Annotated in this window: 16 protein-coding genes; 6 read left to right on the top strand and 10 right to left on the bottom strand. The window is 42.9% G+C overall.

Annotation, left to right across the window (positions count from 1 at the left end; all coding sequences use genetic code 11):
* Positions 1-52 precede the first annotated feature (52 nt).
* Positions 53-1051, bottom strand: coding sequence for an RloB family protein (locus ACUVJL_RS07015; protein ID WP_445245196.1), 999 nt, complete (start codon positions 1049-1051; stop codon positions 53-55).
* The gene (locus ACUVJL_RS07010; RefSeq protein WP_445245195.1) at positions 1044-2315 is read right to left on the bottom strand and encodes an AAA family ATPase; all 1272 of its coding nucleotides are present in this window, start codon (positions 2313-2315) and stop codon (positions 1044-1046) included. Before ACUVJL_RS07010 ends, ACUVJL_RS07015 begins: the two co-directional genes overlap by 8 nt.
* 240 nt (positions 2316-2555) lie before the next feature.
* On the opposite strand from ACUVJL_RS07010, the gene bchI reads away from it, so the two are divergent.
* Both bchI and ruvC read left to right on the top strand, forming a co-directional pair.
* Positions 2556-3671 (top strand): magnesium chelatase ATPase subunit I, encoded by a 1116-nt coding sequence (bchI, locus tag ACUVJL_RS07005; protein WP_445245194.1) that lies wholly within the window; start codon positions 2556-2558, stop codon positions 3669-3671.
* 95 nt (positions 3672-3766) lie between these two features.
* A complete protein-coding gene (gene ruvC / locus ACUVJL_RS07000; protein ID WP_172187982.1) occupies positions 3767-4300 on the top strand; it encodes a crossover junction endodeoxyribonuclease RuvC in 534 nt (177 codons plus the stop codon).
* Positions 4301-4307: 7 nt separating this feature from the next.
* On the opposite strand, the gene ACUVJL_RS06995 is transcribed toward ruvC, so the two are convergent.
* From ACUVJL_RS06995 to ACUVJL_RS06985, 3 genes are all read right to left on the bottom strand, one after another.
* On the bottom strand, positions 4308-4877 hold the full coding sequence (locus ACUVJL_RS06995) for a Uma2 family endonuclease (RefSeq protein ID WP_445245193.1): 570 nt from the start codon (positions 4875-4877) through the stop codon (positions 4308-4310).
* Between the two features lie 240 nt (positions 4878-5117).
* Positions 5118-5228: a tetratricopeptide repeat protein gene (locus ACUVJL_RS06990; protein WP_445245223.1), complete on the bottom strand. Its 111-nt coding sequence runs from the start codon at positions 5226-5228 to the stop codon at positions 5118-5120.
* A gap of 20 nt (positions 5229-5248) precedes the next feature.
* Positions 5249-5833, bottom strand: a complete 585-nt coding sequence (locus tag ACUVJL_RS06985; protein WP_445245192.1) for a hypothetical protein — start codon at positions 5831-5833, stop codon at positions 5249-5251.
* A gap of 287 nt (positions 5834-6120) precedes the next feature.
* On the opposite strand from ACUVJL_RS06985, the gene ACUVJL_RS06980 reads away from it, so the two are divergent.
* Positions 6121-6495: a hypothetical protein gene (locus ACUVJL_RS06980; protein WP_445245191.1), complete on the top strand. Its 375-nt coding sequence runs from the start codon at positions 6121-6123 to the stop codon at positions 6493-6495.
* Between the two features lie 124 nt (positions 6496-6619).
* Here ACUVJL_RS06980 and ACUVJL_RS06975 read toward each other — a convergent pair whose 3' ends face one another.
* On the bottom strand, positions 6620-6871 hold the full coding sequence (locus ACUVJL_RS06975) for a hypothetical protein (protein ID WP_445245190.1): 252 nt from the start codon (positions 6869-6871) through the stop codon (positions 6620-6622).
* Between the two features lie 254 nt (positions 6872-7125).
* Between ACUVJL_RS06975 and ACUVJL_RS06970 the strand changes: the two genes are divergently transcribed.
* A complete protein-coding gene (locus ACUVJL_RS06970; RefSeq protein WP_445245189.1) occupies positions 7126-8364 on the top strand; it encodes a hypothetical protein in 1239 nt (412 codons plus the stop codon).
* A gap of 9 nt (positions 8365-8373) precedes the next feature.
* Positions 8374-8607 carry a hypothetical protein gene (locus ACUVJL_RS06965; RefSeq protein ID WP_332984773.1) on the top strand — a complete coding sequence of 78 codons (234 nt, stop codon included), beginning with the start codon at positions 8374-8376 and terminating at the stop codon, positions 8605-8607.
* Positions 8608-8634: 27 nt separating this feature from the next.
* On the opposite strand, the gene ACUVJL_RS06960 is transcribed toward ACUVJL_RS06965, so the two are convergent.
* Positions 8635-8910 carry a hypothetical protein gene (locus ACUVJL_RS06960; protein ID WP_332984771.1) on the bottom strand — a complete coding sequence of 92 codons (276 nt, stop codon included), beginning with the start codon at positions 8908-8910 and terminating at the stop codon, positions 8635-8637.
* Positions 8911-8980: 70 nt separating this feature from the next.
* On the opposite strand from ACUVJL_RS06960, the gene ACUVJL_RS06955 reads away from it, so the two are divergent.
* Positions 8981-9619 carry a restriction endonuclease subunit R gene (locus ACUVJL_RS06955; protein ID WP_445245188.1) on the top strand — a complete coding sequence of 213 codons (639 nt, stop codon included), beginning with the start codon at positions 8981-8983 and terminating at the stop codon, positions 9617-9619.
* An 80-nt stretch (positions 9620-9699) separates the two neighbouring features.
* Here ACUVJL_RS06955 and ACUVJL_RS06950 read toward each other — a convergent pair whose 3' ends face one another.
* The 3 genes from ACUVJL_RS06950 to ACUVJL_RS06940 all read right to left on the bottom strand — a co-directional run bounded on the left by ACUVJL_RS06950 (position 9700) and on the right by ACUVJL_RS06940 (position 12059).
* Positions 9700-10035 carry a ribulose bisphosphate carboxylase small subunit gene (locus ACUVJL_RS06950; protein WP_445245187.1) on the bottom strand — a complete coding sequence of 112 codons (336 nt, stop codon included), beginning with the start codon at positions 10033-10035 and terminating at the stop codon, positions 9700-9702.
* 45 nt (positions 10036-10080) lie between these two features.
* On the bottom strand, positions 10081-10491 hold the full coding sequence (rcbX, locus tag ACUVJL_RS06945; protein ID WP_332954824.1) for a RuBisCO chaperone RbcX: 411 nt from the start codon (positions 10489-10491) through the stop codon (positions 10081-10083).
* A gap of 137 nt (positions 10492-10628) precedes the next feature.
* Entirely contained in the window at positions 10629-12059 is a 1431-nt protein-coding gene (locus tag ACUVJL_RS06940; RefSeq protein WP_333228667.1) for a form I ribulose bisphosphate carboxylase large subunit, read from the bottom strand.
* Positions 12060-12287 lie beyond the last annotated feature (228 nt).

Raw genomic sequence — 12287 nt, 5'->3', positions numbered from 1 at the left:
GCCAAAAACGGACAATCTCATAAACCCGCCCCGACCGGGATATTATGGTTAATCAATCGGACATGATATCAGTTATATTGTGAAGCGCAATAATTAGTATTTTATTGGGTTCAGGACTAAAATGCAATCTTAACTTGCCCGTTGCGGAAAATTTTTCACACTTTAAGGCAATATCTTGAGTAGAACTTGGTTCAATTATAATTGGAGTATCAATGACAAGTTGAAATTTATTTTGCTTTTCATCTTTTAAATAAAAGTGGTCGCAGAGGTTGTTCACTAAATAGCTACACTTTCCGTGATTGACAATACAAACACTCAAAGTTATTCCACAGTGGCGCTGAACATCATTAACTGTGATACTAAAATCGCTAATTCTAAGCGTTTCCGTAATATATCCGTAGGTGACAGGATTAAAACCTAAAAGCTTGATTACTAACTCATCTACAGTGGTATAAGGATTTAATTCATATATTTTTTTATCACAAGCAGCTAGATCTTTTGCCATCTCCATCCGTAACCAGGCTGCATTTTCAATAGCTGTTTGAGTCAGGTCTTTAAGTCTAGGATAAATGGAAATATCTGCTTTTTTAGAATAGCCTGTAAAATAACCTGCTTGTTCCAAATAAGTAATAACATTCTGCGATTTATCGAAAGCCTTTCGATTCTGTTCGTAATGCAATAAAATCCAATGTTCAAAAGCAATACTTGAAAACCCTAGCTTAATACCGTGTTTCTGTGCATCGGAAAATGCTTTTTCATGTTTGGTATAACCATCTTTATCAAAAACTGCCCAAACTTCGTCATAATTTTTTATTTCTTGTTTGGCGAGTTTGACCAGATTCACCGCATCTGTTTTAATAGATTCACCTTCTTTTTTTGAGGCTTTTATTTGGTCTTCTTCACTTGGATAAACTGTGATGGCATAATTGTCAAATACATCATTTTCCTGAGCAATCGCCTCAAAGTAAATCGGTTCCGTATTAGTTCCTTCACATACTATGTAGATGGACTGCTTTAACTGTTTTAATTTTCTTTTTGTTTGTCTACTCATCGCCAAAAATAAATTCAACTTCTTTAATATTAGGTTGACCACCAAATTTACCTTGCATATACCAGAGGTCAAAAGGTTCATCACCTTTTACCTTATCAAAGTCTTGGGCCGAAAAGAGTTGTGTTTCACCATATTTATTTTTTTCGGTAAACCAGATTTGATCTTTTCTCAATAATTCCTTATCTAGTAGAGTGGTTTCATGGCTGGCAAAAATTAGTTGGGCATTACGGGGATTAGTTAACGGATGGTGAAATAACTTAATTAAGAACTTACACAGTTTAGGATGTAAACTATTATCTATTTCATCAATAACTAAAATATCACCTCTCTTTAATATCAATAACATTAGAGCGCCCAGACCGTAAAGTCTAATAGTTCCGATTGATTCTTTTTGTAAAAAATTAAAAATTGTTACACCTTCTGATACGCCATCTCGAAAATTTTTATGTAGTGCAAACACTTCATACTTATTGTCACTAATAATGAAATTTTTCATGCCCTCTGGCACCTCATCAGGAAATTCAATCTTAACATTCTTTTCTTCTAATTGAATTTCTTCGATCTGAGTATCAGCTATTTTAATGAGTTTATCCAACTTGAGTTTGAGCTTTTGATCTTTTTGCAATTCTTGATTAACATAATGTCGTACTGAACGGCTCATGTCAGTATCGTTGGCTGCAAAAAAAGCATATACTTTTAAGTATTCATAAATTTTTTGCATTTGTTCATGTTCTTCACGAGCCACTTTTGATAAATAAGGATATTTAGTTAATGCTTTGCTTGAAAACAATCGCTTGTCTTGAAAATAATCACCGCGCTTGACCTCGTTTTTTGTACGAATAAATAAGTTTGCTTGTCTTTTATGTGGATAAAAATCTAGCTGTTCGTGATGAACTTCTCGACTGTCAAAAGCAATTTGATACTTATACATAATTCCTTCAATAATAAAACTAAGCTTGAAGATTGAAGGCTGGCGTAACCACAACTGGTCTAACTCAAATGGTTCGTAATAAGGAATATTGTCATCAACATCAATATTGAGAGTTTGAATATAAGAAATCAGTCTATCCAAAGCCTTGAGAATATTTGACTTGCCAGAAGCATTTGCTCCATAGATCGCCGCCGAGTCAAGCAAGCGCAGTTTATTACCTTCGATTGGCACAAAAGTATTGTCATTCTTCCGGGTGGAAGAGTCGGCAATCATACTTAATGTTTGCTCTTCTTTAATTGACCTAAAGTTACTGACTGAAAATTCAATTAACATAAAGTAACTCAACTTTTAATGCGATAGACTTAGCCAATATATGCCGATATATGCCGATAAAATAGATAGAGAAATACCTCATAATTATAACTCTTGACGGACGTTACAAGATATTATAGAGGTGTATGAAATTTTGTAAGCCGACGAGGCTACTCAAAACGACGATCGCCTACCTTTGAGTGACTGTTGTCCACCTATATGTCACAATAAACAAGCAATTATTATATTTTGAGTTATCCTGTGAGTCCTACTGCCGAAGTCAGCAATAACCTGAATGCGGGCGTTCTACCAACCGTTACCGCTACCCCAGCCCGCCGCCCTGTTTTTCCCTTCACTGCAATTGTTGGCCAGGAGGAGATGAAACTGGCGCTGCTGTTGAATGTCATCGATCCGAAAATTGGCGGGGTGATGATTATGGGCGATCGAGGTACTGGTAAATCTACCACAATCCGGGCCCTCACTGATTTGCTGCCGGAAATTGAGGTGGTGGCTGACGATCCTTTTAACAGTCATCCCACCGATCCTGATTTGATGAGTGACGAGGTGCGCGATCGCACTTTATCTCAAACTGACATTAAAATCGCCCGCAAGAAAGTCCAAATGGTAGATTTACCTTTGGGCGCTACCGAAGACCGAGTTTGCGGTACGATCGACATCGAGAAAGCTTTGTCGGAAGGTGTTAAAGCTTTTGAACCCGGGCTTTTAGCTAAAGCTAATCGCGGCATTCTGTACGTTGATGAAGTCAATTTGCTCGACGATCATTTAGTCGATGTTTTGCTCGACTCCGCCGCCAGCGGTTGGAATACTGTTGAAAGAGAAGGCATTTCGATCCGCCACCCGGCTAAGTTTATTTTAATCGGTTCCGGGAATCCAGAAGAAGGAGAATTGCGGCCGCAGTTGCTCGACAGATTCGGGATGCACGCCGAAATTCGGACTGTAAAAGACCCGAATTTAAGAGTGGAAATTGTCGAACAGCGATCGAGTTTTGACCAAAATCCGCCGGAGTTTCTCGCGAAATATCAGCAGGAACAAGATGATATGCAGCAGACGTTGGTGGAGGCTCAGGAAAGGTTGAAGTCGGTAACTATCGATCGAGATTTGCGAGTAAAAATCTCCCAAGTTTGCGCGGAATTGGACGTAGACGGACTGCGGGGCGATTTGGTCACAAATCGCGCCGCCAAAGCTTTGACCGCTTTAGAATGCCGCACAGAGGTGACAGTGGACGATATTCGCCGGGTGATGACCCTATGTTTGCGCCACCGATTGCGGAAAGATCCGCTAGAATCAATAGATTCTGGTTCTAAAGTGACCAAAGTGTTCGATCGGGTATTCGGTCTAGAATCAACTGAGGAGTAATTGGTAATTGGTAATTGGTAATGGGTAATTTGTGGTGATGAAACCTTCCCCAAATTTTCCTACCTTATTCCCATTCCCAATTACTAATTCTGGCAATGGAAAAACGAATTTTAGGATTAGATCCGGGCTTAGCAAATCTTGGCTACGGGGCAATTTCTTGTCAAATTGTCCCGGGCAAACAAGATAAAAACAGCGTTTCCCTGATTGATTGCGGCGTCATACAAACAACGCCAAAACAGGAAATGGGACAGCGGTTGAAAACAATTTACGACGATTTGCACGAGGTAATTGAACAGATTAAACCTGATCTAGCAATTGCCGAAAAACTGTTCTTTTACAAGATGGGAAATACGATACTTGTAGCGCAAGCGCGGGGCGTTTTGACGCTAGTATTGGCGCAGTGTGGAGTGCCGCTGTTCGAGTTTACGCCGGCTCAAATTAAGCAAGCTTTGACCGGCCGCGGTAATGCGGATAAATCTGAAGTGCAAGAGGCTGTGGCGCGGGAGTTGGAGTTGGGTTACATTCCGAAACCGGACGATGCGGCGGATGCTTTGGCGGTGGCTTTGACTGGTTGGTATGATGATGATATTTGTCCGAAAAAAATACAGTTGGAAACAGGAAAAATTTGAGGCAATATCAAGTCATCGGCAAATTAAGCACAAATCCGGGCAAGACATCTTCTCCGGATAAACTTACAGGAAATTGTACAATCTCTACTTCGCGAGAAGGGCGATAAATTTCTACTTGTTCGTCTTGAGGATTAATTAGCCAACCCAAGCGCAAACCGCTGTTTAGATACTCCTGCATTTTCTCCTGAAGCGGCCGCAGGGAATCTGTGCGCGATCGCAATTCTATGACAAAATCAGGACAGATTGGCGGAAATTTCTCTTGTTCTTCTGTTGTTAAAGCAGACCATCTTTCTAAGCTAACCCAAGCGGCATCAGGCGATCGATCGCCATTATTGGGCAATCGAAAAATTGTGGAAGAACTAAACACTATCCCTAGCTGCGTTTGACGGTTCCACAAGCCCAACTCTGTAATTAAATAGGCTTCTCGATTGCCGCTGACTCCGCCTACGGGTGACATAATGATAATTTCTCCTTTAGGTGTCCGTTCAAATTGCCAATCTCGATTCATCTGGCACAAACGGTAAAACTGTTCGTCTGTTAGTTCGACAGTATCTAAGTTTAAAGTAACGGTTGTCATTTTATTACCTCTCTTCTCTTCTCCTCTCTTCAGTCTTGCGTTGCGCGGACGAAAGTTTGTGCGGTAGGGGCAATCCGTTGCCCTGATTCCAATCGCCGATTAATCTATTTTAGCGCCATTTTATTGAGAATCTTTGTTTTAATTAAAAATTAATCCTTATACAATTCCTAATTTTTTAAGTGCTATTGTCCGGTTTTTCGATGCCCAGTGGTAATCTGGTTTGAATTTTAAGGCTTTGTCCTAGGAGGCGATCGCATCTTCAAGCCTGCCTAATTTACCCAGTGCAAAGCCCCGACAGTACCAGGCTTTGTGATAATCAGGTTGAATTTTTAAAACTTTGTCATAGGAGATAATTGCTCCTTCAAAATCGTTTAAATCATATTCTTTTTTACCCCGATAGAACCAGAGTTTAGCCTCCCCATCAACCTCCTCTCCCCCCCAACCGAAACTAGCGGAAACTCAACCAAAATCTCCTTACCAACATTCCCCGCCACCTCTGACAATTCCCCACCCGCAACTCTACCCAACAACTCCAACCTGCGCGCCAATTCCTGAAGCGATACCACCGCATCCGTAGGGGCCGTGCCCCCGTGTCCGCCCTCTGTACTCCCCTGCGCGCCCGCCAACAATCGAGTCCCAAACCCTCGCAACCAAGCCGCCAAATCACCATTTTCAATTTGTTTGGCGCTTAATAATTCCGCAACACCGCCTTTTCCCCAGCCCTGATTCACCCCTTCGAGAAGTTCCATGAACTTCGCCTCGTATTCCGCATCAGTCAAAGTTGGCGCAGGTTGAGGAGGTGTCAGTTGAATTTTCGGATTTGTGCCGAATAGCCGCCGAATTAATTGTTTGAGGAATCGCCAGATTTTATCTAACATTGGTGAGATGGTGAGACGGTTGGTTTTTGTTATTGTAGCAGGGATTGCGGTCAGCAACAGGCAAGATGCCTGTTCCATAAAAAACATTATTTCTTGCTTGTGGGGTGGGCTTCTAGCCCGCTGATAAATCAGCCATTTGCAACAGGCAAGATGCCTGTTCCACAAGAGACATTATTTCTTGCTTGTGGGGTGGGCTTCTAGCCCGCCCATCAATAAAGCCCACCCCACAACCAAATTAACTCTTTGTGGAACGGGCATCTTGCCCGTTGCTAAGAATGATACCAATCCCAACCTCAAAAAAAATGCTATAATATCAACTTTAATTGCTAAACTTATCCCACCAGCAAAAAACACAGGAAAATAATATGGTAATTATTACCTCACAACAAATTGCCCAATTTCGCTCGCAATTAGCCGAATATCCCGAAGCCCTAAAAGCCCTAGACGCAATCGAAGATTGCGAAGGTAACATCGAAGATGCAGCGATATCACTAGCAATTCAAGCCGGACAAGAACCGAATATATCAGAAAATTGGTTAGACGGATTGGCTAAAAGATGCCGCGTTGCTATCTGCAAATCTGAGGTCAAAGAAGAGTTGACAAACGGAGAATTGAATGCAGCATTTAGAGATTTAGTGGCTGCCAAAATTTGCCCGGAGATTTTGGTGGCTTCGGTGATTATTTATGTATTTAAAACTGGCGTGAATGAGTTTTGTGAACCTCTCGAATATCAACTGTAAAGCCATCTATGCCTTTAAAAAATACGTGAAGCGAAGCTATCCCGAAGGCTAGGGAATCGCCCCGATTTATCAAAACATGATACAACGAGGCGATCGCACTTTTTCTCTACCCCCGTGCACTACTCTACCCAGCAGGCATCAAATCCGGCGACAAACCCAAAGATTTCCCCAGCAAACGAGCAAGTTGCACTAAAAAATTAGCAGTATCTTCGTCACCTTCGCGGGCCATTGAAGCCGATATCTCGATTAGCATTTGCACAAATCCCGCATCAATTAAATCGGAACAGCAACTCAAAACTTCTGGTTCTTGACCGCTGGGACAGGTAAGCACTCGCTCGATTAATTTCAAATAAGCCTCTTGGCGTTCTGGATTCATTTGCGGAGGATCTGTACAGTAAATAATTTAATATTACGTTTAAGTCATTCCTGTCAATCAGGCGATCGCATACGCGAGTCCCGTCTTTCCTCTAGAAACTCCATTCAGTCGGGAATAGACAGAAGCTTAAAGAAAATCTTAAGTTTCTCAATGCTAGTTTAGTCGAGGTAAGGTTCTTATGCGCGCACACTAGGATTGAAGGTAAGGTGCGCCCATAAACACCCTTGGATTCAACGGAATTAAGAATATACAAAATGAAAATAGGAATATTTTTAGGGAATCTCGGCAATCCCGCCATCTACTATCCCAAACTCGCCAAAATCACCGGCGGAGTCACAGCCAGTATTTTTCTGTGCCAATTATTGCAATGGCAAGCACAACATTCCTACTCCGGCGAATGGGTGAAAACTAACAGCACAGAAATAGAAAAAGCCACTGGTTTAAATCAGGAAGAACAGGAATTTGCGAGACAGCAACTCAAAGTGCGATCGCTCCTCAAAGAAAAATTAACAAATCCCAACACGGACACCCTAGAACTATGGGCGGACATTGACGCTTTCGAGGAAAAACTCAATAACTTTTGGACACCCAATCCTGCGGATATTATAACACAAAAAAGCCGCGAAAACAACACTCACCCTGTAGAAATATTCCCCGAAACATCACCCCCAAATCATGCAGTTAAAACCGACAAATATTTTGGGCAACCTCGCCAGCAAATAGCCGTTGCTGTCACCCCGAATTACCGATTTAGCGGCCCTTGGAACTCCGAAGAAGAACTGCATAACTTTCAGCGAGCCTTAGAAGCATATGCTAAAGAACGTAATTTAGGATTTGGCAATCCTTCTGGATGGGCATTTAAAATTATTGACAGCATGACAAAAGGCTTAACCTCGACTTTTTGGGAGGAATTTATCGCCGGAATTCCGTTAGGAGAAAGTCAGAAAGTCCAGCGGGATTGGGAAATCGAGCCGGAAGTGCCTTATCCTGCTTTTGAAGAGGAGCGAATTCAGTATTACGTCCACAAAGGCGAACCGCTAGAAGCAGCAGTATCTAAAGCCCGTGCTGACTTGAGAAACCCGGTTTTGGGTAACGATTTGTGGGAGGGATTTTTGCGAAAGTGCGATCGCCTTGCTGATGATGCACTCAAAGCCAAAAACCTAGGAGTGCAGACACCCTATCTGCCACCTTCCTTTACAGAAAAACCTCAATTTACCAAAGAAAGTGTCATGAAGAAACTGGAAGCGATCGCACCTCAAATTTCCCTCACACCATCGACTGCTAACACCCTTTCCCCCAGAACTTTAGTAGAACAACAGGAAAGTAAGGAAAAAGAGTCAGATTCAGTTGTTGAAGCTCCCAGTATTGAACTTTTGCAGAAAGCTTGCAAAACTCCGATGGGTCGGAGTATGATTGAAAAACAAATCACCGAACATCCAGAATGGGGCTACGAAATAGTTGACGGTGAGATCGTAGAATCAATTCCTTTTTAGGAGGCAACCATGCAACGAATTAGCGAAATAGATGTATTTGGTTTAGAAAGACCTTCTCTCTCAGAAGCAGAAAGAAAAAGGCTGCGCCGGGAAAGAGGGCAGCAAGAGAAAGAGGAAGGATATCAAAAGTTAGCTGAACTGTGTTATTTAGGTGAATATGACATGGCAAAGCAACTGGCAAATAAACACTATAATTGGGGATACGAAATTGTTGACTGTATTGTGATGGAGAGGATAGATTAAAATAAATTAAATGGTGAATGTGCAACTTTACTGAAAAAGCTTTAGAAGTTGCCAAAAATCTAATTCGCGGTATTTTATCCAAAATTTAGCGACATCATTTTGTCTGAGTAGCTGGAGAGAGTTGTCATAGTAATCTCTATTTTCAAGCTCTGTCATAAACATTTCCCAGTTAGCCTCAAAAAAGGGAACTTGTTGAAGTTTCTCTGCTCTAATGATTTCTGCTTGCTGAATCTCTAAGGCAGTTCCTACTAATTCAGGAAGTTTTAAACTGATAGATAATTCTCGTGCTTCTTTCGGGGTCATGGATTTTGCTACTCGATCACCGCAATCTCTATGTTAAAATTATAGCTAAAACTTAAATACATATCAAAATATGACAACAACTATTAACGCCAAAAACCTAACTTTAGCAGAAGTACACCGTCTGTTCGGCTTTCAAAAGCAGTACACTAACTCATTTACCTCTCTGCTATCCCTTGAAGATATCACAGAACACGAACAGCAGGAACTTATACAAATTAGGGATGACTTCGATGACTACATTTCAACGGATCGAGTTTCTGAAGGATTGGTAAAAGCTCTGACTACTTTTCCCCTAATGCGATTGGCTGGCTTCTACCGCCGCCCGATTAAAATTAGTTTAGAACAAGACATCGCCGAAATTAGCATTGAAGATGAAGATACAATCATTAAAGGACGGTTTGATATCTTGGCTGTCAACAGGATAAAACCTATCAGAAGCGATACATATTTTTGGGTTTTGGTGATTGAAAGTAAAAATTCTGGAATCAACGCATTGATGGGTTTATCCCAATTGCTAACCTATGCTTATCAAAATTTAAAATATCAAGACACAATCTGGGGTTTGACAACAAATGGAATGCACTATCAGTTCGTGAATATTCAGGGGAGCAATACTCCAACCTATCAGCTAATGCCTTTGCTAAACCTGATGGAGTCCGACTCTTCAATTTTGTTGCTGCAAGTGTTAAAAGCTATTTGCAAACTATAAAAAAAGAGGCAGGGAAAATTCCCCGCCTCCAATCTGCAATGACTGTTAACCTAAAATTTAGATTAGTCAGCCAATACTTTTTAGTAGCCTCTGGTGTTCGGCTTGTGCACGATGAAGCTCAGCACTTGGCATTGCTTCACGTTGTCAAAACCCATGACGCGGATATAGCACGTCGGATTTTCTTGGCGGCAACCTTGAACTTCAGCCATGATTTCTTGGACGCTGCGAGCACCAAACAAAGGCAACTTCCACAAAGTCCAGTAGCGCATTTCTGCAGCAGAGGTTTCGTTGAATTCTACGCCGGGAATGTAGCCTTGATCCAGGATGTACTGGAGTTGCTTGGCAATTTGCGCGTCTGTCAGCGGGGGCAAATAGGACAGAGTTTCGTAACGACGCTCTTTAGGTAAAGTCTTCATTTTTTGTATCTCTAAGGTGTGTGTTCGATCGCACTTATCGATCGATTAACTCGACAAATTATCCAGATTCGGTTCAGAATCTATTGATGTTTCAGGATTACTGCTAGAAACAGACCAATTAAGTTGCGTAATTCGCTCTAAATGCTGGCGTCTGTGTTCCATATTCGCCTGTTGAATGCCAGTAGAAACCATTTCTGGCAAATATTCTGTCACATCGTGAGCCAGATACTCTCGCACAGTCATGATCCGAAATCCTAAATCTTGATTTTCCCTCAGCAACTCTTGAATGTAAGCTTCTCCATCTTGGATTTTGCTCTTCGTGGAAAAGTCATTCAACCAGATTGCCAGAGGAGGATTGGTTTCGCTCAACTGAGCGACCACTATCCGCACGGATTGATAGGTTAGGTAACTTGCCAGCACCTTAGCGGTGTCTTTCGCAACTTGTTTGAGATCCATTTTTGACCCCAGCTCCCTCAAATTTTAGATTTTGGATTTTAGATTGTGGATGCAAACTTACAAGTAAATCTTCTTCAAAGATAAAGACTTCCCAGCAAGTTTGCGACCTCAAACCTAAAATCTCAAACCCAAAATCATCAAACGGTATCCATTGCCTCGAACTCAAACTTGATTTCTTTCCAGAGTTCGCAAGCAACAGCCAGTTCGGGGCTCCACTTACAAGCTTCGCGAATAATGTCTCCGCCTTCGCGCATCAAGTTGCGGCCTTCGTTACGAGCTTGGACGCAAGCTTCCAAAGCAACGCGGTTAGCAGTTGCACCAGGTGCGTTACCCCAAGGGTGGCCCAAAGTGCCGCCGCCGAACTGCAAGCAGGAGTCGTCGCCGAAGATTTCCACCAAAGCCGGCATGTGCCAGATGTGGATACCACCAGATGCAACCGGCATGACACCGGGCATGGAGGCCCAATCTTGGGTGAAGTAAATACCGCGGCTGCGGTCTTCTTCGATGTGGTCTTCGCGCATCAAGTCTACGAAGCCCATCGTGATGCCTTTTTCGCCTTCGAGTTTGCCCACAACTGTACCGGAGTGCAGGTGGTCGCCACCGGACATCCGCAAGCACTTGGCAAGCACGCGGAAGTGGATACCGTGGTTTTTCTGACGGTCAATCACGGCGTGCATGGCGCGGTGAATGTGCAGCAAGATACCGTTACGGCGGCACCATTTGGCCAAGGTGGTGTTAGCAGTGAAACCACCGGTCAGGTAGTCGTGCATGATGATGGGGGTTTTGATTTCCTTAGCGAACTCAGCCCGCTCCATCATTTCTTCGCAGGTGGGGGCAGTTACGTTGAGGTAGTGACCCTTGACTTCGCCGGTTTCTGCTTGGGCTTTTTCAATAGCTTCTTGAACGAACAAGAAGCGATCGCGCCAGCGCATGAACGGTTGCGAGTTGATGTTTTCGTCGTCTTTGGTGAAGTCCAAACCGCCGCGCAGAACTTCGTAAACGGCACGGCCGTAGTTCTTAGCAGACAGACCCAATTTGGGTTTAATTGTACAGCCCAGCAAAGGACGACCGTACTTGTTCAATTTGTCCCGCTCAACGGTAATACCGTGAGGAGGGCCTTGGAAGGTTTTCAGGTAAGCAATGGGAATCCGCAAGTCTTCCAACCGCAGAGCGCGCAGAGCTTTGAAACCGAACACGTTACCGACCAAAGAGGTCAGCAAGTTGGTGACGGAACCTTCTTCAAACAAATCCAAAGGATAAGCAATGAAGCAGATGTATTGGTTGTCTTCACCGGGAACTGGTTCGATGTCGTAGCAGCGACCTTTGTAGCGGTCGAGGTCGGTCAGGAGGTCAGTCCAAACAGTCGTCCATGTACCTGTGGAAGATTCAGCAGCCACAGCAGCTCCAGCTTCTTCTGGGGGAACTCCCGGCTGCGGTGTGACGCGGAATGCTGCCAAAATATCTGTATCTTTCGGCGTGTAGTCCGGCGTGTAATACGTTAGTTTATAGTCTTGAACTCCGGCTTTATACCCAGCCTTTGATTGAGTTTGGGTTTGAGCGTAAGCCATATCTCGCTTCCTAGTATTCGCTTAATTTTTTTGCCCGATCGCGGGCTGTTAAAAATATATCAACAAACTGGCGCTCTCAAATTTTAATATTCTTTTTATCATCATAAGTATTGTTTATTTTGCTTTACATTCCGAAAATACTTGTAACATATCTTATAAGATGTAAGCGACGAAGGATGCAGGAGGAAAGGCTGGGGATCGCTGAGCCGGGGCGGGAATTTCGATCGA

This window comes from Microcoleus sp. OTE_8_concoct_300, assembly GCF_031383065.1.
Lineage (GTDB): Bacteria > Cyanobacteriota > Cyanobacteriia > Cyanobacteriales > Microcoleaceae > Microcoleus.
The sequence above is the reverse complement of the archived record's forward strand: the minus strand, read 5'-3'. Positions and strand labels throughout refer to the sequence as shown.

Bases quoted from the DNA above. Each gene is read 5' to 3' on its own strand.
- ACUVJL_RS07015 (WP_445245196.1), bottom strand. From the start codon at position 1,051: ATGAGTAGACAAACAAAAAGAAAATTAAAACAGTTAAAGCAGTCCATC.
- ACUVJL_RS07010 (WP_445245195.1), bottom strand. From the start codon at position 2,315: ATGTTAATTGAATTTTCAGTCAGTAACTTTAGGTCAATTAAAGAAGAG.
- ruvC (WP_172187982.1), top strand. From the start codon at position 3,767: ATGGAAAAACGAATTTTAGGATTAGATCCGGGCTTAGCAAATCTTGGC.
- ACUVJL_RS06995 (WP_445245193.1), bottom strand. From the start codon at position 4,877: ATGACAACCGTTACTTTAAACTTAGATACTGTCGAACTAACAGACGAA.
- ACUVJL_RS06985 (WP_445245192.1), bottom strand. From the start codon at position 5,833: ATGGAACAGGCATCTTGCCTGTTGCTGACCGCAATCCCTGCTACAATA.
- ACUVJL_RS06980 (WP_445245191.1), top strand. From the start codon at position 6,121: ATGGTAATTATTACCTCACAACAAATTGCCCAATTTCGCTCGCAATTA.
- ACUVJL_RS06975 (WP_445245190.1), bottom strand. From the start codon at position 6,871: ATGAATCCAGAACGCCAAGAGGCTTATTTGAAATTAATCGAGCGAGTG.
- ACUVJL_RS06970 (WP_445245189.1), top strand. From the start codon at position 7,126: ATGAAAATAGGAATATTTTTAGGGAATCTCGGCAATCCCGCCATCTAC.
- ACUVJL_RS06965 (WP_332984773.1), top strand. From the start codon at position 8,374: ATGCAACGAATTAGCGAAATAGATGTATTTGGTTTAGAAAGACCTTCT.
- ACUVJL_RS06960 (WP_332984771.1), bottom strand. From the start codon at position 8,910: ATGACCCCGAAAGAAGCACGAGAATTATCTATCAGTTTAAAACTTCCT.
- ACUVJL_RS06955 (WP_445245188.1), top strand. From the start codon at position 8,981: ATGACAACAACTATTAACGCCAAAAACCTAACTTTAGCAGAAGTACAC.
- ACUVJL_RS06950 (WP_445245187.1), bottom strand. From the start codon at position 10,035: ATGAAGACTTTACCTAAAGAGCGTCGTTACGAAACTCTGTCCTATTTG.
- rcbX (WP_332954824.1), bottom strand. From the start codon at position 10,491: ATGGATCTCAAACAAGTTGCGAAAGACACCGCTAAGGTGCTGGCAAGT.
- ACUVJL_RS06940 (WP_333228667.1), bottom strand. From the start codon at position 12,059: ATGGCTTACGCTCAAACCCAAACTCAATCAAAGGCTGGGTATAAAGCC.